Consider the following 17,985-nt stretch of genomic DNA (forward strand, 5'->3'; position numbering starts at 1 on the left):
CTCAGCTCCGTTCGCTCGATCCGGCGACCCGCAGGGCGTTCTCCCGCGCGTGGCGATACTCCCGCCGACTGAGGGGTCGCGCCACGGATGGCCGTGCGTCGGACGGTGTCGGTAGGGCCGTCAGGGCCGCGAGGATCGACGAGACCGCCTGCGTCGCCTGCCGCTCGAAGGCGAGCCACGCGGCGTCGGCACCCCCCACGGGGTCGAGCATGTCGTCCTCCTCGGGATCCCGCGGAGGACGACTGAGCCGTGAGCGCGACGCCGCCTGAACCAGCGCCGCCCAGCTCGGAGCTCGACCGGGGATCGTCTCCACCAGACGCGAGAACTCGCGGATGGTGAACACCGACGAGATGAGATCGGGACGCAGGTCGAGGACGACGCGACGGTGCGCGCGCTCCGCACACAGAACGGTGTCCCCCGTGCGGAGGAATCCCTCGTCCAGCCGCCGTGCGCGATGCCCCTCCAGGCTCAGCCCGTACGTGCGCCCGAGAGTGACGACCTTCTCGTCGGCCGGGGTGGAGGGCCGGGCGAGCGTTCCGGCGCTCTGGAACGTCAGGTGAGCCTTGTGCCCCTCGGGCGACCGCGAAGACAGCAGAGCTGCGACGAAGGCCGAACGGATCACGTTCGCCGTGCAGACGATCACGACGCGGTCAGCGCTCACGGTCACCTCGTCTCCTCGTGGCACGGTCGCCCCCCGGCGAAGGACGGCGCGGGGTGAACCCAGTAAAGCCGTGCTGCGGGATGCCGCCTCGCCGTCCCTCCCTCTCGACTGCGACGGTGAAGCTGGTGAAGTCATGCCGGGGTCCGGGCGAATGTCGAACGCCTCAGGAGGAGTGGAAGAGCGTGGACCCGAGCATGAAAGGACGGTCCTCCTCGAAAGGTCACCTCATGGGCATCTTCGGCAACGCATTCTCCGGCTGGCATCTCCTCCTGATCCTCGCCGTCGTCCTGCTGCTGTTCGGGGCGTCGAAGCTGCCGGGTCTGGCGAAGAGCGTCGGCGAGTCCGTTCGCATTCTCCGATCGGAGAGCGCGGCGCCCGACGAGGCCGCCGATGATGCCGCAACAGCCGCCTCGCCTGCCGTGGCCGATCGCGCCGCCGACAGCGGACGCACATCGCCGTCGGCGTGAGCCGCGACGCGCGCGAGCGCCGTCGGAGCGAACGGATCCGGTCGGATGGGAGAGGAGGGGCGATGCCCCTCCTCTCCCATCTTTCGGAGCTCCGACGCCGACTCATGATCGCGGCCGGCGCCATCCTGATCGGGGGCGTGGCCGGGTTCCTCCTCTCGGACATCGTGATCGGTGCGGCAGCCGAGCCGCTGTCGCACGTGCACGGTCCCTCGGTCGCCACTCTGAACTTCACCCGACTCGGCGAAGCCTTCGACCTCCGTTTCAAGATCGCCCTGACGCTGGGCATCGTCTTCGCCGCCCCGGTCTGGATCTGGCAGGTGTGGGCGTTCCTCGTACCCGGACTCACGTCGCGCGAGCGGCGGATCGGCGTCGGCTTCGTCTGCGCCGCCGTCCCCCTCTTCCTCGGAGGGGTCGTCTTCGGATGGATGATCGTCCCCCAGGTCGTGAACGTGCTCGCCGGATTCGCTCCGGCAGCGTCGACCACCATGCTGACCGCGGGTCAGTACTTCGACTTCCTTCTCAAGCTGGTCGTGGGCATCGGGATCTCCTTCGTCTCGCCGCTGGCCCTTGTGGCCCTGAACGCCGTGGGGGTGCTGAGCGCCCGGGCGATCATCCGAGGATGGCGGGTCGCCTTGGTGGCGATCATCGTCTTCTCGGCCGTGGTGACCCCCGCCTCGGACGTCATGAGCATGGTGCTCGTGGCTCTGCCCCTATGCGTGCTCTACGTCGGCGCCGCAGTGTGGACGTGGATCCACGATCGACGGAAGGCCCGCCGCGTGCTCTCAGGCGCCTGACGGACGTCCGTCGACGAAGTCCCGGAGATGACGGTCGGCACGGACGGCGTCTACGAGTGCCCTCGTCGCCTCCCTGGACAGGGCGATCGACACCCCGCGGGGCGCCTCGACGACGAGCCATGTCTCGGCGTCGGCGGATCGGCGGATGAGGCCGATCTCCCATTCCTCGAGGTGACCGAGACCGCGACCCGTCACGGCTCGCGTGCGGAGAGTGACCGCGACGCCGCCGCTGCGGTGGTCTTCGTCGTCGGGATGCACGGTACGACCGTGCTCCGTCGCGCACCAGTCGAAAGCACAGGGACGGGGGTCGGAGTCGAAAGCGTCTTGTCGGTTCATGGCGCACACCTCTCTCAGAGGACCGCCCGGGAGGGCGGACCGAACGGGGGTGGGCACGACACCAGTCTGCCGCGAACCTCCGACACTGCCGTCAGCGCCCGGGCGCGAGGCCTTCCGGCGGCGTCGGGACGAGGTCGCGGAGAGGAACGTCGAGGACCTCCGACAGCAGCACCAGGGTGCGCAGCCGGGGATTCGCCGCCGTTCCCGGGTTGGACTCGCCCTTCTCGAGCTTCCGGTAGGTGAAGGTCGCGAGTCCGGCCGCGTGCGCCACCTGCTCCTGCGACAGGTGCTTCCCGGCCCGCGCGCGGAGAAGGCGCACTCCGAGCTCTCGCGCGAACTCGGTCCAGGGGTCAGGCGCTTCGCTCATGCTTCCAGCTTGATCGGCGACCAACTCTCACATGAACATGTGAACATGCTGCCCTGGTGCGGATTGCAACTCCGTCAGCGCCAGGAGGACATGGTGAGCGGGAGGGCCCTTGGGGTGATGAGGGGAGCGATCCGCGTGCGGGTCGCGGCGATCCACCGGTCGCCCCCCACCTCCTCGTACCGCGTCCGCCCGCACCCGGAGACGTGGCTGCGCGCCTCACCCGCGCACTGCTCCTCTGCGGCCGACCATCGCGCGCGCGCACGGGTGGGACATTTCCCGCGCCCACCGTCGTATCCACACCCGGGCGGCGGTTTCCTCACGACCTCGGGGCGCGGTCCGCGGAGCACAGATGAACCCTTCCGTCTCAATTGTCGACTCACCCCCCACCTCAGATGACGTCACCCCTCTCACGGCCGAGCGACGCATTCCCTGGCAACGCCGGTACGCGCGACTCGTCCTCGCGATCGACACCATCGTGGTCGCGGTCGCCGTCTTCGGGTCGCAGCTCTTCTGGTTGGGCCCGCACTCGGTGGACGTCGCGTCCTCTCCGCTGGACTACACCACTCTCTCGCTCGTCCTCTCCGTCGCGTGGCTCGCGGCCCTGACCGCCTGGGGGACGCGCCATCCCCGGGTGATCGGCTACGGGGTGACCGAGTACCGCGTGACGCTCGCGGCATCGTTCCAGTTGTTCGGCGCACTGGCGATCGTCGCCTACCTGGCAGGGGCCGACGTCTCCCGCGGGTACTTCCTCCTGAGCCTCCCCATCGGGACGACCGCCCTGCTGACGGGGCGGGCGGTGTGCCGCCTCTGGCTGCGGAACCGCCGCCGTCACGGCGTGATGAACGCCCGCGTGATCCTGGTGGGCGCCGCAGACGAGAACGCCCGCGTCGCAGCGGAACTCGCGCGACAGCCCGCCGCCGGACTGCAGGTCGTCGGCATCCACGAGCTCGCGGGCGATGCAGCCACCGCGTGGGACGACGCGCAGGCGGCGTCTCTGCGGCGGCTCCTGACCGACCTGCGGGCCGACAGCGTGCTGATCTCGGGGGGCGCTCAGCTCGAGGCGCGCGACATCCGACGGATCGGGTGGAGCCTCGACCCGGGCCAGCAGCATCTCATCGTGGCCGTCAACCTCACCGACGTCGCGGGACCCCGCCTTCACACGCGCCCCGTCGCCGGGCTCCCCCTCGTGCACATCGAGACGCCGCAGTTCTCGGCGACGCAGCGCCTCCTCAAGCGTGCCTTCGACATCGTCGGCGCCGCGACGCTCCTGCTCGCACTGTCGCCCGTGTTCCTCGTGCTCGCGCTCCTCGTCCGTGCATCCGGCCCCGGTCCGGTCTTCTACCGTCAGGAGCGCGTCGGTCAGGGCGGGACGCACTTCGGCATGATGAAGTTCCGGTCGATGATCGACGGCGCCGATGCCACGCTGCAGGCCCTCCTGGCCGAGCAGGGGCGGGAGGGGACCCCGTTGTTCAAGGTGGTCGACGATCCCCGCATCACGCCGATCGGTCGCTGGCTCCGCAAATACTCCCTCGACGAGTTGCCCCAGCTGCTGAACGTGCTCGCAGGCCAGATGAGCTTGGTGGGCCCCCGCCCGCAGCGCGACGCCGAGGTGGAGTTCTACGACGACGACGCCCACCGCCGCCTCATGGTGCGCCCCGGCATGAGCGGCCTCTGGCAGGTCAGCGGTCGGTCCGCACTCGCCTGGGACGATGCGATCCGGCTCGACCTCTTCTACGTCGAGAACTGGTCACTGGTGGGAGACCTCACCATCCTCGCGCGGACGTTCAAGGCGGTCCTGGTGCCAGGCGACACCGCTCACTGACCTCGACCGACGAGAAGAGGCGCCGACCATCTGGCCGGCGCCTCTTCTCGTCTTCGATTCGCGTGCTCAGTTCGTCCGGCGGCGTCGACGCCCCGTCGCGGACGAGACGGGAGTCACGGGGGTCTCGTTTTCACTCGACGAGTCACCCTCGACCAAGACGGAGGTCCTGCGCTGCGAGAGGGTTCGCAGCCCGCTGACGTTCTCCGGGGGCAGCTCCGATGTCCGCCGACGAGGGCCGGTGGTCTCATCTCCGTCCACGACCTCCGCGACCCGGCCTCTCCGACCGAATCGCCACCAGGACGCCTTCACCGCGCCGCGCGGCGCCCCGTATCCGTAGTACCCGCCGTACCGGCCCCCGTAGTACGACGAATCGACGCCACGGAGGGGAGCCCGGTTCAAGACGACCCCGAGGAGATGTCCTCGCGTCTTGCCGATGTTCTCGGCGGCCCGGGAGAGCATGTCGTCGGTCGTCCGTCCCGCGGTCACCACGAGGACTGCACCGTCGGCCCAGCTCGCGATGACGGCGGCGTCGGCCACCGCGAGCGTGGGCGGGGAGTCGACGATGACCACGAGGTCCTCGGCGAGCTTGCGCGCCAGCGCCTGCATCCGCTGCGATCCGACCATTTCGCTCGGATTGGGCGGGGTGCGCCCGGCAGCGACGACGAAGAGTCGACCGTTCTCGTCCACCTGGTGGGCGACCTGCTCGATCTGGGCGCGCCCGGCGAGCACGTCGGACAGCCCCACGTCGTCGGAGAAGCCGAACATCCCACCCAGGACCGGGCGACGCAGGTCTGCGTCGACGAGGATGACGGCCTGCCCGGTCGCGGCGATGCTGACGGCCAGATTCGCCGCCGTCGTCGACTTGCCGTCACCGGGGAGCGGGCTCGTGATCACCATCACGCGCGCGGGCCTGTCGACGTCGACATACTGCAGGTTGGTGCGCAGCTCGCGCATCGCCTCTTTGTGCGCGAACGACCCTCGGCCGTCGCGGATGTCGTCGAAGGAGAAGACCGCGCGCCCCGACGCCAGCTCCTTGTCGACGGGCAGGATGCCGACCACGGATGCCGCGATGGTGTCGGTGATGTCCGAGGCTGTGCGTACGCGGCGGTCGAAGGCCCGGCGCACGAGGGCGAACACGACTCCCGCGAGCGCCCCGACGAGGGCGCCGATCCCGATGTCGAGCTTCACGTTCGGAGAGGAGGGCGAGGTCGGCAACCGCGCGGAGTCGCCCGCGATCAACCGCACGGCGCTCTCGCCGCCCTTCCCCGTCTGCAGCTGGTCGACCTGCGTCGTCATCCCCCGGATCCAGGCCTCGGCGAGGTCGCGGGCCGACTCCGGCGTCGGGCCGGTGGCATCGACGCGCACGTTCACCGTGTCGACGGGGTTGGAGACGCGAACGCGTTGCACCAACGCCTCCGGACTGTCGGTCAACCCGAGCTCGGATTTCGCCGTCTCCGCGACGCTGCGCCAATACCCCATGTCGATGAAGGACTTCACTTTCGACAGCGCCAGCTGATCGCCGGCGAGCGCGGCACCCGTCGATCCGTCGGAGGCGACGGCGGCGACGTAGCCGCTGGCGTCCGCGGTGTACACCCGGGGTTGCACGGCGCTCCACGCCAGTCCCACCAGGCCGCCTGCGATCGTCAGGGCGACGATCGCCTTCCAGTACGCGCGCAGGATGCGCACCACTCGCTGCATGTCCACTCGTGTCCGCCTTTCCGCGCCCGCCGGACAGACCCGTCGGACCGCCCGCAGCATAGGCATGCGCGACGCGACGGCGGGACCAGTCCCTCCCCCGCCGCGACCGGGCGAGGAATCGATCGGGCCGCTCTGCTGCCGTCGGAAGGGGTGACGCGGATGGGGTGATGAGGGGATGACGAGGAGGATGAAAGAGCCGCCCTCGATCCGTCTCGTCCTCCCCCTCACCCCCAGGATCATTCCTGCGCGGTCGGCGACCCGCTGCGCGCACGAACGCGTCCGACCGGAGGCGTTCGGTTCCTGAACAGGAGGTACCGATGCTGATCGATGTGGATAGCCTGCCCACGAACGCGCGCTCCACCCGTCGCACGAGCCGTTTCTGGGCGCCCCGCGACGGCACGCTCGCTCGTCTGCACGACGCGCTGAGCGGCGACGTGGTGCTGGTCCGTGGTCCGGCCGGGGTGGGGAAGACCTCTTTGCTGCGTCAGTTCGCCGCGTCGCTCGAGGACGATCCGGAGCGCGGCGTGCAGCTCATCGATGCCGCCCAGGTGCCGGCGATCCCCGTCCCGCGCGTCCTCGAGGCCTTCGCCGAGGGGCCGCCGGTCCACGTGCTCCTGATCGACAACTTCGTCGACGAAGCCGGGGTGACGACCGAGGACCTCCTCGGCATGCTGCGCAGCGATCCCACACTTCGCCTCATCGTGGCCACTCGCGTGTCGACGGGGCTGGAGAGCCCGCTCGTGGCCCTGGAGTTCGACGTGCAGGTGATCGCCGCGGACGACCTGCGCATGACCCGCGACGAGTTGACCACGGTCCTCTCCCTGAACGGTGTGCCATGGACGGACCCAGCCGTCGACGTGCTGACCGAGCTCACCTACGGCTGGCCCGCCCTCGTGCAGCTGGCGGGCACTCGTCTGCGCCTGGAAGGGACGTCGCTGCGGACGCAGGACGACGCGGTCGGTGCGGCGCGTTACGCGGTCGCCGCCCTGACCAGCGACATGGAACAGCGCCTCGCCCTGCCCATCACCGATGAGATGCGCCTCCTCGCCGTCGCGCCCTACATCACCGCCCCTTTGGCCGAAGCGATCGGGGTGGACACCACCACCGTCCTCTCGCACGATCTCCTGAGTCGCATGCAAGCGGCGGGCCTGGTCTGGCCGGGTTCCACGCGCGTCACCCTCGCCGAACCGATCCGCGAGCAGTGGGCGGGGGTCATCGCCGCCCGCAGCCCCCAACTCGTGTCCGCCGCACGACTCCGGCTCCTCGATCACCTCGTCGAGGGAGGAGAGCCACTCCTGGCCGCTCAGCTCGCGGCCGACGCCGGCCAGTGGAACACCCTCGCGGGAGTCCTCCGATCATCGGGACCCGAGATCTGGGCACGCGATCACGACGCCTTCACCCGTCTCGTCTCCGCACTCCGGGCGAGCGGGCCCGCGGACCCGAAGGTCGTCGGCACCCTGCTCGCTCTCGACGCCGAGACGGCGTCGTCGCCCGAGACCCCGGCGCAAGCGGTCACCGCCCTCGGCCGACTCACGGATGCCAAGAGCGCCGCCGCGGCCGACCTCGATGCGCTCATCCTGCGCGTGAGCCTGCTCCGCGCCGCGGGTCGCTTCGCGCTGGCCACGGAAGCGGCGACACTCCTCTCCGACGCCCTGCGGCGCCGTCATGACCTCGCCGGCGAGCCGGTGCACGAGGGCTGGTACCAGATCGGGATGACGGCGTTCGCGATGGGCAAGCTCCGCGAGGCGACCGTGGGGCTGGGACAGGCCGAGCGCGCGGCGCCTCCGGCACGGCGCATGCGCGTCCGCGGAGCCCTCGCCGTCATCGCCCTCCTCGAGGGGGACGTGCGCGGCGCTCGGCGCATCATCGACGACAATCGCGAGGACCCCTGGCTGGCGTCGCCCTGGGGCGAGGGGATGCGCGTCGCCGAGGCCTGGCTGCTCCTCGAGACCGGCGACGCCGCGGAGGCGAGGGAACGCTTCGACGCCATCCCGGCGACCGAGGGAGCCCGTGAGTTGTGGCCTTTCGCCGCGGCGGCGCACACCCTGTCATTCCTGCTCTCGGGTGCGGCATCCGATGCTCTCGGGCTGCTGCGCGCCTGGACGGGGCGCGCGCGCAGCACGCCTCCCTCGCACTATCAATCCACGCAGATCCTCACCGCACGAGCGAAAGTGCTCATCGCGCTCCGTCAGGCGAGGAAGGCGTTGGCGCTGTTCGAAGGACCCTTCGCGCTCTCGCCGGTGACGGCGCCCGCGATCGCCCTCTCTCAGCTGTATGCGGGACGCACGCATGAAGCCTTCGTCATGAGCGTGAAGTGGGGCCTGCACCACGAGCCGTCCGCTCGTGCGGCGCTGGAGAGTCTCGTCGTGAGCGTCGTCGCGGATGTGCGGCTCAACGGCGTCGACGCGCACCGAACGGCGGTGCAACGAGCGGAGGCGCTCAGCACGCGTCACGATCTCTGGGGTCCGTGGAGCGCCGTCGCACCGGAGGATCGCGCTCTGGTGCTGCGACTGCTGTCTCCCGCCGCACGGGCGCACGTCGCCGAACGCGCGTCGTTCTTCGCATCGTCGGTGAGCGTGCCCCATCTCACCAAGCGCGAGCAGGTGGTCCTCGCGCATCTGACACCCACCTCGACGATCGCGGACATCGCCCGTGCACTCGTCGTCTCACCCAATACGGTCAAGACGCAGCTGCAGAGCCTCTACCGCAAGCTCGAGGTGTCGGACCGGTCGAGCGCGATCCGTGCGGCCCACGCATGGGGACTCATCGAGGGCGACGGCGAGGGCTGATCGGGTGGTCGCGCCGCCGTCGACGCGACCACCCCACCACTGCGCGTCCGACGAAGAGCAGGACGAAGACGAACACGACGCCGGGAACGGTCAGGGGGATTCCGGCCCCTCGCACGACCATCAGCACGACGACCAGAGCCGCGACGGGCAGGAGGACGCCCGCCGCCCGCTTCAGCTGGCGAACCGTCAGAAGACCCTTCGCCCGGCGGCGCGGCGGGCGGGACCCCACGTCAGAACCCGCGTCCATCGGGCGTCGATTTCCGCAGCTCGCTCGCGATCTGCGATCCGAACACGCCGAACCAGGCGATCGCCAATGTCGCGGCCGTGAACTCCAGGTTGCCGCCCAGCACGGTGTCGCCCCGGAACAGGGCGAGCATGGCGCCGGTGAGAGAGGTCGCTCCGACCGCGACGAGGATGAAGACGCTCGCCCCCCGCATCCACGGGCGCCGCCGCACCAGGGCGACCTGCCCCATCGCGACGATCGCGAGCAGGAAGCCGATCACGGCGAATGTGATGTGCACGAGATCCTGCGGGAGCGCTCCGGGCGTGAAGGGAACCGGACACCCCGGCGAGCAGGTGACGGCCGACGCGACACCGAAGCACAGGCCGCACAGGAGAAGAGTCGTGGCGATGGGCCACCCGACACGATAGGCGCCATCCGGGATCCGGTGGAGAGCCCGGTCGACGAGGACGGCCGCGACGGCCAGCAGCAGCAGCGCGAGGTTGAACACCGGGGCCGTCGGCATCCCGGTCGCCCCGAGCTGACTGACGTAGTGCACGCTCGGGTCCCACAGGCGGCAGACCCAGATGAGCGCCGCACTCACGAACGCAGCGGCGGCGCCGCCCGCGGCCTGGGTGACGTGTCGGCGTGCGATCGCGGTCGGGCGGATGCCGGCCAACCGGTCGACGGTCTCGGTCATCGGCTCCTCCTGGATCGGGCTCCGCCACATTACCGTTCGACCGGTCCCCCTTCCGCGGGGTGGGGGTGATGTGCGCATCATCATGGGTGATTTTCCGGGGGCGGTCCGCGGACCCGATCCCGCCCGCGTCGGATGCTGGGCGTGCGGGCAGAGCGACAGCGTCATCGTGCGAGCCGGGGGGCCGCACCGTCGGACCGTCGCTCTGCCCGCACCCCCTGCGCGCACGCCGGGCGGGCGGATCGCTCAGCGCGGCACGCGTGCAGCCCCCGCAGGCAGGCGAACCCGCGGGTGAGAAACGGACCTCTCCGACGGCGCGCATCGCCCCCGACTGGGAGGCTCGGAGAGAGCGGATGCCGAGTGGCTCTCCCCCAGAACCTCACTCTCCCGTGGCTCTGCTCGCTCACGGATGCGCGGCCCCGGTCACGGCACCCGGCCGCAGGGCCGCGCATCCTCCACCCCCTCGAATCCATGACCACCATGACCGATGAGGTCGGGTCGAGGCGCGGGTGGCGATCATCAGGAGGCACACGTGACCGAGCGACCCGACCGCAGCCCGGACGCCCTCGGCGACGACCGCCCGTCCGAAGCCGCAGCGGATGACTCCGTGCTCGACGCGCTGCTGAGGGCGGTCGAGAGCGATGCCGGTCCCGTCTTCCCCGTCGGGTTCCGCGGATACGACCGGGATTCCGTGGACGAAGCCGTTCGCGAACTCGGCGAACGCGTGCGGCGCAGTGCCGAGGAGGCGCACGATGCGCAGCTCCGGGCCGAGGCGAGGTTGGCGAAGCAACGGGCGGAGCACGATCAGGAGCTCGCGGAGGCCATCCGTCGACACACGGAGGAGAACAGCGCGCTCCGCGAGCAGGTGCGCGAGGCCTCTGCCCGCGCGGCGGCGGCGGAGACGCAGATTTCGGCGCTCTCGAGCGAATTCGCGGGCCGCCGCAGCGACGACGACCCCGAGCAGGGCCGCCAGCAGTTCGACGCGATCTTGCGCGTCGCCGAGGAGCAGGCGTCGGTCCTCGTTCAGAACGCCGTCGGGCAGGCGGAGCGGCTGCTCGCGAGCGCGCACGCCGAGGCCGCGACGATCCGCGACGACGCGGTGACCGAGCAGGCCCGCCTCCGCGCGGAGGCGCAGCACGATGCCGATCAGATCCGTCTCCGCATCGAGACCGAGGCGACCGCGCACGCGGCGCGGCTGGAGCGGGAGGCGGCTCACGCGGCCGAGCGCGTCTCGCAGGCCGAGCGAGAGGCCGTCGCGGTGCGCACCGAGTCGGAGAAGGGGGCGGCCGCGCTGCGCTCGCTCGTGTCGAGGGAGACCGCCGACCTCCGCGCCAAGGCCGAACGCGACGTGCGGGAGATGACGGCGCGGGTGCTCGAGTTCGAGGAGTCCCTCACCCGGCGGCAGGACGAGGCCCAGCAGGAGTTCCTCGTCTTGCACGACCAGGCCGTGGCCCACGCCGAGCGGATCACCTCCGACGCGAGCGAGCAGGTCGCCGCGGCGCTGGAACACGCGCGACGCATCGCGGCCCGGGCCGACGACTACGAACGTCTCGCTCGCGCGCAGGCCCAGCAGGTCGAGGCCGATGCGCAGGTGCGCGCTCGCGAGGTGCTGGATGCCTCACGCGAACGGGCGCAGACGATCGCCGACACGATCACCCAGCACGCCGCCTCGGTTCTGCGCGATGCGGAGGACCGCAAGCGCGACCTGCGCTGGCAGCAGCAGCAACTCGGTAGCTTCATGGCCGAGATGAACGAGATGCTCCGCGCGGTTCCGCGAGGCGGATCGGGCGGGCGCGACCTCGGCGACGACGACGGCACGAGTCCGTCCGGGCCCGGCGTCGCCGACGGCGATGCGGCCGACGCGCTCGACGACGCAGAGGGTCTCGCGGCATCCTCCGATCACGGAGAGTGAGCGCCGAGCCGCTCCTGCTCCCACTAGCGTGGAGCGATGCGCACCGTTCCCCTCGGCTCCTCCGGTCTCTCGGTCCCCAACGTCGTGGCGGGCATGATGCGGATCGACGACAAGAGCGACGCGGAGGTCCGCGCGCTCTACCAGGCGTCTCGTGACGCCGGCATCGACTTCTTCGACCACGCCGACATCTACGCACGGTCCCTGCACTCCGCGGAGGAGCGGTTCGCGCAGGCCCTGTCCTTGAGCGACACGGAGCGCGCCGAGATCCGCCTGCAGACCAAAGCGGGGATCGTGCGGGAAGGGCCGTACTTCGACTTCTCGTACGAGCACCTCGTGTCGTCGGTCGAGAGCTCGTTGCGGGCCCTGCGTACCGACTACGTGGACGTTCTCCTGCTGCACCGACCCGACGCGCTCGTCGAACCCGATGAGGTGGCCCGGGCGTTCGATCACCTCGAGGAATCCGGAAAGGTGCGGGCCTTCGGAGTCTCGAACCACACGCCCCGCCAGATCGACCTCCTGCGGACGGCGGTCCGCCAGCCGATCGTCGCCAACCAGATTCAATTGTCCATCGCGCACGCGCCCGTCATCACGCAGGGGCTCGCGGCGAACATGGAGAGTGCTCGGCAATCGGTCGTCCTCGACGGCGGCGGTCTCGTCGAGTATTGCCGCATCGAGGGCATCACGATCCAGGCCTGGTCTCCGCTGCAGGGGACGCGTGGAGGCGGCGGGGTGTTCCTCGGACACCCCGAGTACGACGAACTCAACGCGGTCATCGACTCTCTGGCCGCCCGATACCGCGTCACGCCCATGGCGATCGCGGTGGCATGGATCACGCGGCATCCCGCGGGGATGCAGGTCGTCCTGGGCACGACGACACCGGGGCGGGTCACCGAGGCTGCGGAGGGCTCGGACATCGAGCTCACCCGGGCGGAGTGGTACGCGCTCGTGCGTGCCGCAGGTTACGTCGTTCCCTGAGCGCGTCGCTCGTCAGTCGCCGCGACGACGGCGTCGGCCTCGGGAGATCACGACGATGGCGCCGATGACGACGATGGCCGCACCGAGAAGCGGGATCAGGACGAAGGCGAGACGCCCGGCTTCCGCCTCGGAATCCGGTTGAGCCTGCTCGGCGACGACGGCGGAGACCGAGGAGGCCGTGACCGCGACGTCGCCCTGCACGCTCGCCGACCCGGTTGGTGAGGCGAACGCGGGCATGGGTGCCAAAGCGATCGCGGTGGCGAGCACCGCCGAGGTGATCAGGGGGGATTTTCCGGTGCGCACAGCGTTCCTTCCGTCGGATCGCCCAGGCTACGCACGCTCCGGCCGGTCAGCCCGACGGTAGACGAGAGTGTCCGGGGAGGATATGGGGCACGGCCTGTCGCCTAGGCTGGCACCGACCGCTGACGAGACGAGGCCACGAATGTCGCGATCCCGACGCCCGTGGGGAGCCGTCTTCAGCGGCGTCGCGGCGGTGATCCTGGCAGCCCCGACCCTGGTCTTCCCCGCGGATTCGCCGACGGAGCCGAAACTCGGTTTCCTGGCGGTCGGAACGGTCGTGTTCGCCGTCTCCGTGGTGCGGATCCGGGCGGAAGGGATCGAACGCATCACCGCCCCGCCGGAGGAGCCCGTCACCGAGGAGTGAGCGCCTCCAGGGCGTCCGCGGTGATCACGGAGATCGGTTCGGTGGGCAGTTCCCACGAGGCGAGGGGTTCCATGCAGTTCTTCCGTTCGTGGGTGTCTGAGTTCGGGCGGCCGTCCCGGGTCGACGAGCGACGTGAAGGTCAGGCGGCGCGGGCGAGGCTTCGCGTGACCTTGTGGCCCTGAGGGGCAGTGCGAGCGGACGAGGATGCCGTCGCGGGCTCGTCGAGCGCGATGTCGAGGCTGAGCCCGCGCGAGGAGTTGGCGTCGTTCGCCAGGCGCTTCAGGAGGTTCTGGTCGAGCGCCTCGGGCTGCTCGGAGTCGAAGACGAAACGCAGCGGGATCGAGGGCTGCAGCCAGATCGTGGACCGGCCGACAGGCTGATCCGGACCGTGCACCCAGGACAACGTGAAGCTCTCCCCCCGGCGGAGCTTGGTCGCGACGACCACCTTCACGTGCGCCAGCATGCGGTCGTCGATGTCGATCGGCTCCGTCGAGGTGCCGTAGAAGAGCTTCGCCATGGTGATTCCCCTTTGCTCGTTGCTCACGGATGAACTTACTAGGTAGACTAGCGAATAGGCAAGCGAGATATTAGGAGAGCGATGACAATCGACACCCCATCGCCCCCGTCGTATTGGTACAGCGAGAGCTCGGACGACGAGCGTGGCGCACGGATGATGGAGGCGATGCGGGCATATCGTTCCGCCGAGATGGCGATGCGCCGGCGCACCCAGGAGTCCATGGCGATGGGCGAGAACGAGCTGCTCGTCCTCCGCTTCCTGACACGATCGGCCGCAGCGAACTCCGCCGTCACTCCGATCGACCTCGCCCGGCATCTCGGCGTGTCGACGGCATCCATGACCGCCCTCCTCGACCGGCTCGAGAAGTCGGGGCATCTCCAGCGCCGCCCCCACCCGTCCGATCGGCGGAAGGTCCTCGTCTCGAGCACGACCCATGCCGACGACGAGATGCGCGACACCCTGACCGGCATGCACGCGCGCATGATGCGGGCCACCCGTGGCATGACGGAGGAGGAGACGGTCGCGGTCACGGGCTTCCTCGACCGGATGCGGTGCGCCGTCGCCGACCTCTGCGGCCGAAGCGGAACGTGCTGTCCGCCGGCACGGGCTCAGCACTCCTCCCCCCTTTCGTCGGACGCTGCCGCGTGAGGACCTCCGTCGGTGTCGGGATCGTCCTGCACACCGAGGCCGAGGCGGACGTCGTCCTCTCGATCACCCCCGCGGACGGGTGGGCCCACGACGAGACCCTGACGGTCGACACGGACGGACGGGCGATCCCCGCGGTCGAGGTCGCGGACGCGCACGGTACTCGCGCGCATCGCGTCGTCCTCCCCGCGGGGCGGACCCATGTCACCTATCGCGGTTCCGTCTCCCCTCCTCGCGCGCCCGCCCCCTCCGACGAGATCGACCCCGTGCGCTACCTGCGACCCAGCCGCTACGCGCCGTCGGACGATCCGCGCCTTTCGGACCTGGCGCCCTCGCGGTCCTCCTCGGCGCGGGAGCGCGTACGCGAGATCACGCAGTGGGTTTCAGAGAGGCTCGATTACGTCTCCGGCGTCAGCGGCCCCACCGATACCGCTCTCGACACGCTCCGCGAGGGCGCCGGAGTCTGCCGCGACTACGCGCACGTGACCATCGCCCTCCTGCGCGCCGCGGGGATCCCCGCGCGACTCGTGTCCGTCTTCGCCCCGGGACTGGACCCGATGGACTTCCACGCCGTCGTCGAGGCGTTCGTCGACGGCCGGTGGGAGGTCGTCGATGCCACACGCCTCGCACCCCGTGCGCACTTCGTCCGCATCGCGACCGGTCGTGACGCCGCCGATACCGCCTTCCTCACGACTGTGTCGGGCACGGCGACGTTGGAGTCGGTCGAGGTGACGGCAGTGGCCGTCGGCGATCTCGTCCCGGACGATCCCGACGCGTCGATCCTGCTGCGCTGACTCCGTCTCGAGACGGAGGCACGGTCACGCCACCCCGGGTAGCGTCGGGGCATGGACCTCATCGTGCGGTCGCCTCGCCTGCTCCCCCGTCTCGTCGTCGGACTCGTCGGACTCGCTCTCGTGGTTCTGAGCGCGATGGCCGTTCCCGCGCCGGCGCGCGCAGACGTCGGCGACTTCATCTTCGACTCGTTCTCGGCCGACATGACGCTCTCCCGAGCCGACGACGGACACGCGGAACTCGCGGTGACCGAGACCCTGGTCGCACGTTTCCCCGACGAGGATCAGAACCGCGGCATCATCCGCTCCCTCCCCGATGACTACGACGGGGTCCCCCTGCACACGCGGGTGGTCTCGGTGACCGATGCCTCCGGCGCCCCCATCCCTTACGACGTCGAGACGGACCGGCGCGAGGTGCGGGTGCTCACGGGCGACGACTCCTTCGTGCGCGGCGTGCAGACCTACGTCATCTCGTACACCCAGCGCGACGCCATCCGTTCCTTCGCCGACACGAACGCCGACGAGTTCTACCGCGACATCAACGGCACGCAGTGGGAGCAGCCGTTCGGTGCGGTGAGCGCTCGCCTCCGGGTCGACCCCGCCCTGACGGATGCCGCCCTCGACGGCGCCGCGGCGTGTTACGTCGGGACGCAGGGATCATCGCAGACGTGCACCCTCGACCGCACGACGGACGGGGGCGGCCTCGTCTTCGAAGCGGGGGCCGAAGGGCTGGCCCCGGGAGAGAACGTCACGATCGCCGTCGGTTTCGCGCGCGGCACCTTCGTCCCGGGTGAGGTGGTCCGCACGCCGCTCGAGCAGTTCTCCGTCGATGCGGCCCCGCTCCTGGCCGGTTCGTCGCTCGGCGCCGTGGGTGTCGGCGCCCTCGGTGTGGCCGCAGCGGTCATGGCTCGGCGTCGCGGACGCGACGCCGAGGGGCGCGGCATCATCGTCGCGGAGTACGACCCGCCGGCGGGAGTCGACGTGCTGCAGGGCGCGGAACTGGTGGCGCGTCGCGGGACCGGCATCCCCGCGGCCATCGTCGACACCGCTGTGGCGGGGCACCTCCGCATCGTCGACGACGGCGACGCGCGGAGCCTCTCGCTCGAGCTCGTCACGGCCGAGGGAGCCGATGCGCTGCACGGGGCGATCCTCGGAGCCGTCTTCGGGGCGCACGCGCGCCCGGGAGCTCGCGTATCGCTGGGCCCCGAGCGTCAAGACGTCGCGAAGGCCCTGCAGCGGCTCCCCCTCGCCGCCGCGTCCGAGCTGCGCGCTCGCGGGTGGAGCGAGAAGCAGCGTCTCGGACGCTCCCTCGCCGCGGCGGGTATCGCCGTGGGCGCGTTCGTCGTCGCGGTGCTGGCCCTCATCCTCGCCGCGATGGGGACGACCCCGGCGTGGTGGCAGATCGCTGCGATCCCGGTGACGGTGGTGCTCGGCATCCTGAGTTTCACACTGCTGCGCTACCGCGATCGGATCACGGATGCCGGGGCCCCGGCGCGCGACCATCTTCGGGGGCTGCGCGAGTATCTGCAGCTCGCGGAGGCGGACCGACTGCGCGTGCTGCAGAGCCCCGAAGGGGCGGAGCGACGACGGATCGATGCGGGCGACGCGCGCCAGGTGCTGCACCTCTACGAGCGCCTTCTGCCGTGGGCGATCGTGTGGGGCGTCGAGAAGGAGTGGTCCGAGGCGCTCGACACGCGGGTCCGCGAGAGCGGCGACGACCTGCGCTGGTACCGGGGCGGCGGCGGGTTCTCCTCCGCCGCTCTGATGTCGACGATGGGGACGCTGCGCACGGCGAGCACCCCGGTCACGACGACCACGAGCGGCTCGGGGAGCTTCTCGGGCGGCTCGTTCGGGGGCGGATTCTCGGGTGGGGGCTCGGGTGGCGGCGGAGGCGGCGGACGCTGAGTCGACCGGTCACTCGGCGACGCGCACGACCTCTGCGATGACGCGCGGGTCGGCGAGCACGCGGAAGTGCCCTCCGCTGGCCAGTTCCACGTTCCGGGCACCGGCGAGCTCGCTGCCCTCGGGGATGTGCGGGTCGAAGGGGCCGTAGACCGACACGATCCTCGCGTTCGCGTCGGCCGCCGCCGCGAGCGCGCGCATGGTGGCATCCCCCGAGGCGAACGCGCGCAGCGAGGGCGTGGGCATGAGGCGGCTGTACCGAGACCCGCCGAAGGGCGTCGCGACGGCGACCATCGCCCGCACCCGAGCCCCCTCCGGGTCGAAGGCCATCAGGTGCTTGCCGATCAGTCCGCCCTTGCTGTGGGCCACGAGGACGACGTCGTGCAGGTCGCGGGACGACAGAAGAGCCGCGACGCGACCGGCCGACTCGGCGATGGGACGACGATTGTCGCCCAGCTCCGTGACCACGTGCACCGGGTGTCCGCGCTCGTGCAGGGCGCGGGCCAGCGGCTCCAGAAAGCGCCAGGTCTCGTAGATCCCGGGGAGGAGCACGAGGGGGCGGCCGGAGCCCTCGCGAAGGTCCTCATCGACTGCACGCCCCCAGGCCGCGCGCACCTGCGCTCGCACGGCGTAGGCGTAGTCCTTCGCCCACCACGAGAGGTCACGCGCTCCGGTCCGCACGGCGGTCACGGCATCCATCGGCATCCCCCCATCCTGCGGGCTCGGAC

General features: G+C 70.7%; 19 protein-coding genes. 10 read left to right on the forward strand and 9 right to left on the reverse strand.

The annotated features are described in order from the left end of the window. Position 1 precedes the first annotated feature (1 nt). Positions 2 to 667 (reverse strand): hypothetical protein, encoded by a 666-nt coding sequence (locus AB0N82_RS00670; RefSeq protein WP_363386946.1) that lies wholly within the window; start codon positions 665 to 667, stop codon positions 2 to 4. A 221-nt stretch (positions 668 to 888) separates the two neighbouring features. Between AB0N82_RS00670 and AB0N82_RS00675 the strand changes: the two genes are divergently transcribed. Both AB0N82_RS00675 and tatC read left to right on the forward strand, forming a co-directional pair. Continuing rightward, the gene (locus AB0N82_RS00675; protein ID WP_315993563.1) at positions 889 to 1,128 is read left to right on the forward strand and encodes a twin-arginine translocase TatA/TatE family subunit; all 240 of its coding nucleotides are present in this window, start codon (positions 889 to 891) and stop codon (positions 1,126 to 1,128) included. Between the two features lie 62 nt (positions 1,129 to 1,190). After that, positions 1,191 to 1,922, forward strand: a complete 732-nt coding sequence (tatC, locus tag AB0N82_RS00680; protein ID WP_363386949.1) for a twin-arginine translocase subunit TatC — start codon at positions 1,191 to 1,193, stop codon at positions 1,920 to 1,922. On the opposite strand, the gene AB0N82_RS00685 is transcribed toward tatC, so the two are convergent. Beyond that, positions 1,911 to 2,258, reverse strand: coding sequence for a hypothetical protein (locus AB0N82_RS00685; RefSeq protein ID WP_363386952.1), 348 nt, complete (start codon positions 2,256 to 2,258; stop codon positions 1,911 to 1,913). The two genes, tatC and AB0N82_RS00685, sit on opposite strands and share 12 nt — an antisense overlap. 91 nt (positions 2,259 to 2,349) lie before the next feature. Further along, a complete protein-coding gene (locus tag AB0N82_RS00690; RefSeq protein WP_315993566.1) occupies positions 2,350 to 2,625 on the reverse strand; it encodes a helix-turn-helix transcriptional regulator in 276 nt (91 codons plus the stop codon). Between the two features lie 349 nt (positions 2,626 to 2,974). On the opposite strand from AB0N82_RS00690, the gene AB0N82_RS00695 reads away from it, so the two are divergent. Next, positions 2,975 to 4,447: a sugar transferase gene (locus AB0N82_RS00695; protein WP_363386956.1), complete on the forward strand. Its 1,473-nt coding sequence runs from the start codon at positions 2,975 to 2,977 to the stop codon at positions 4,445 to 4,447. Positions 4,448 to 4,513: 66 nt separating this feature from the next. Here the strand turns inward: AB0N82_RS00695 and AB0N82_RS00700 are convergent, their stop codons facing one another. Next, positions 4,514 to 6,145, reverse strand: a complete 1,632-nt coding sequence (locus AB0N82_RS00700; protein WP_315993568.1) for a polysaccharide biosynthesis tyrosine autokinase — start codon at positions 6,143 to 6,145, stop codon at positions 4,514 to 4,516. A gap of 317 nt (positions 6,146 to 6,462) precedes the next feature. Between AB0N82_RS00700 and AB0N82_RS00705 the strand changes: the two genes are divergently transcribed. Continuing rightward, positions 6,463 to 8,934, forward strand: a complete 2,472-nt coding sequence (locus AB0N82_RS00705; RefSeq protein ID WP_363386960.1) for a LuxR C-terminal-related transcriptional regulator — start codon at positions 6,463 to 6,465, stop codon at positions 8,932 to 8,934. Here the strand turns inward: AB0N82_RS00705 and AB0N82_RS00710 are convergent. After that, entirely contained in the window at positions 8,909 to 9,163 is a 255-nt protein-coding gene (locus AB0N82_RS00710; RefSeq protein WP_363386963.1) for a hypothetical protein, read from the reverse strand. The genes AB0N82_RS00705 and AB0N82_RS00710 overlap by 26 nt on opposite strands. 1 nt (position 9,164) lies before the next feature. Continuing rightward, positions 9,165 to 9,854 (reverse strand): DUF998 domain-containing protein, encoded by a 690-nt coding sequence (locus tag AB0N82_RS00715; protein WP_363386966.1) that lies wholly within the window; start codon positions 9,852 to 9,854, stop codon positions 9,165 to 9,167. A 529-nt stretch (positions 9,855 to 10,383) separates the two neighbouring features. On the opposite strand from AB0N82_RS00715, the gene AB0N82_RS00720 reads away from it, so the two are divergent. Then, on the forward strand, positions 10,384 to 11,763 hold the full coding sequence (locus AB0N82_RS00720; RefSeq protein ID WP_363386969.1) for a cell division initiation protein: 1,380 nt from the start codon (positions 10,384 to 10,386) through the stop codon (positions 11,761 to 11,763). A 36-nt stretch (positions 11,764 to 11,799) separates the two neighbouring features. After that, positions 11,800 to 12,738 carry an aldo/keto reductase gene (locus AB0N82_RS00725; protein ID WP_363386972.1) on the forward strand — a complete coding sequence of 313 codons (939 nt, stop codon included), beginning with the start codon at positions 11,800 to 11,802 and terminating at the stop codon, positions 12,736 to 12,738. Between the two features lie 12 nt (positions 12,739 to 12,750). On the opposite strand, the gene AB0N82_RS00730 is transcribed toward AB0N82_RS00725, so the two are convergent. After that, a complete protein-coding gene (locus AB0N82_RS00730; protein WP_363386975.1) occupies positions 12,751 to 13,041 on the reverse strand; it encodes a hypothetical protein in 291 nt (96 codons plus the stop codon). 139 nt (positions 13,042 to 13,180) lie between these two features. Here AB0N82_RS00730 and AB0N82_RS00735 point away from each other — a divergent pair, with 139 nt between their 5' ends. After that, the gene (locus AB0N82_RS00735; protein ID WP_315993575.1) at positions 13,181 to 13,402 is read left to right on the forward strand and encodes a hypothetical protein; all 222 of its coding nucleotides are present in this window, start codon (positions 13,181 to 13,183) and stop codon (positions 13,400 to 13,402) included. A 139-nt stretch (positions 13,403 to 13,541) separates the two neighbouring features. Here AB0N82_RS00735 and AB0N82_RS00740 read toward each other — a convergent pair whose 3' ends face one another. Then, complete coding sequence (locus tag AB0N82_RS00740) at positions 13,542 to 13,919, reverse strand: hypothetical protein (RefSeq protein ID WP_363386978.1); 378 nt, start codon at positions 13,917 to 13,919, stop codon at positions 13,542 to 13,544. A 165-nt stretch (positions 13,920 to 14,084) separates the two neighbouring features. On the opposite strand from AB0N82_RS00740, the gene AB0N82_RS00745 reads away from it, so the two are divergent. The 3 genes from AB0N82_RS00745 to AB0N82_RS00755 are packed head-to-tail and all read left to right on the forward strand — an operon-like array spanning position 14,085 to position 17,260. Further along, complete coding sequence (locus tag AB0N82_RS00745) at positions 14,085 to 14,567, forward strand: MarR family transcriptional regulator (protein ID WP_363386981.1); 483 nt, start codon at positions 14,085 to 14,087, stop codon at positions 14,565 to 14,567. Then, positions 14,564 to 15,358 (forward strand): transglutaminase family protein, encoded by a 795-nt coding sequence (locus AB0N82_RS00750; protein ID WP_315993578.1) that lies wholly within the window; start codon positions 14,564 to 14,566, stop codon positions 15,356 to 15,358. Before AB0N82_RS00745 ends, AB0N82_RS00750 begins: the two co-directional genes overlap by 4 nt. 51 nt (positions 15,359 to 15,409) lie before the next feature. Beyond that, entirely contained in the window at positions 15,410 to 17,260 is a 1,851-nt protein-coding gene (locus AB0N82_RS00755) for a DUF2207 domain-containing protein (protein ID WP_363386985.1), read from the forward strand. Between the two features lie 9 nt (positions 17,261 to 17,269). On the opposite strand, the gene AB0N82_RS00760 is transcribed toward AB0N82_RS00755, so the two are convergent. Beyond that, entirely contained in the window at positions 17,270 to 17,962 is a 693-nt protein-coding gene (locus AB0N82_RS00760; RefSeq protein WP_363386988.1) for an alpha/beta hydrolase, read from the reverse strand. Between the last annotated feature and the right edge of the window lie 23 nt (positions 17,963 to 17,985).

It is taken from the genome of Microbacterium sp. NPDC089186, from assembly GCF_040685115.1.
Classification (GTDB): domain Bacteria; phylum Actinomycetota; class Actinomycetes; order Actinomycetales; family Microbacteriaceae; genus Microbacterium; species Microbacterium galbum.

Coding starts and splice junctions, on each gene's coding strand:
- tatC (WP_363386949.1), top strand. CDS start 1,191: ATGCCCCTCCTCTCCCATCTTTCGGAGCTCCGACGCCGACTCATGATC.
- AB0N82_RS00725 (WP_363386972.1), top strand. CDS start 11,800: ATGCGCACCGTTCCCCTCGGCTCCTCCGGTCTCTCGGTCCCCAACGTC.
- AB0N82_RS00695 (WP_363386956.1), top strand. CDS start 2,975: ATGAACCCTTCCGTCTCAATTGTCGACTCACCCCCCACCTCAGATGAC.
- AB0N82_RS00755 (WP_363386985.1), top strand. CDS start 15,410: ATGGACCTCATCGTGCGGTCGCCTCGCCTGCTCCCCCGTCTCGTCGTC.
- AB0N82_RS00700 (WP_315993568.1), bottom strand. CDS start 6,145: ATGCAGCGAGTGGTGCGCATCCTGCGCGCGTACTGGAAGGCGATCGTC.
- AB0N82_RS00760 (WP_363386988.1), bottom strand. CDS start 17,962: ATGCCGATGGATGCCGTGACCGCCGTGCGGACCGGAGCGCGTGACCTC.
- AB0N82_RS00690 (WP_315993566.1), bottom strand. CDS start 2,625: ATGAGCGAAGCGCCTGACCCCTGGACCGAGTTCGCGCGAGAGCTCGGA.
- AB0N82_RS00715 (WP_363386966.1), bottom strand. CDS start 9,854: ATGACCGAGACCGTCGACCGGTTGGCCGGCATCCGCCCGACCGCGATC.
- AB0N82_RS00735 (WP_315993575.1), top strand. CDS start 13,181: ATGTCGCGATCCCGACGCCCGTGGGGAGCCGTCTTCAGCGGCGTCGCG.
- AB0N82_RS00705 (WP_363386960.1), top strand. CDS start 6,463: ATGCTGATCGATGTGGATAGCCTGCCCACGAACGCGCGCTCCACCCGT.
- AB0N82_RS00675 (WP_315993563.1), top strand. CDS start 889: ATGGGCATCTTCGGCAACGCATTCTCCGGCTGGCATCTCCTCCTGATC.
- AB0N82_RS00740 (WP_363386978.1), bottom strand. CDS start 13,919: ATGGCGAAGCTCTTCTACGGCACCTCGACGGAGCCGATCGACATCGAC.
- AB0N82_RS00745 (WP_363386981.1), top strand. CDS start 14,085: ATGCGGGCATATCGTTCCGCCGAGATGGCGATGCGCCGGCGCACCCAG.
- AB0N82_RS00685 (WP_363386952.1), bottom strand. CDS start 2,258: ATGAACCGACAAGACGCTTTCGACTCCGACCCCCGTCCCTGTGCTTTC.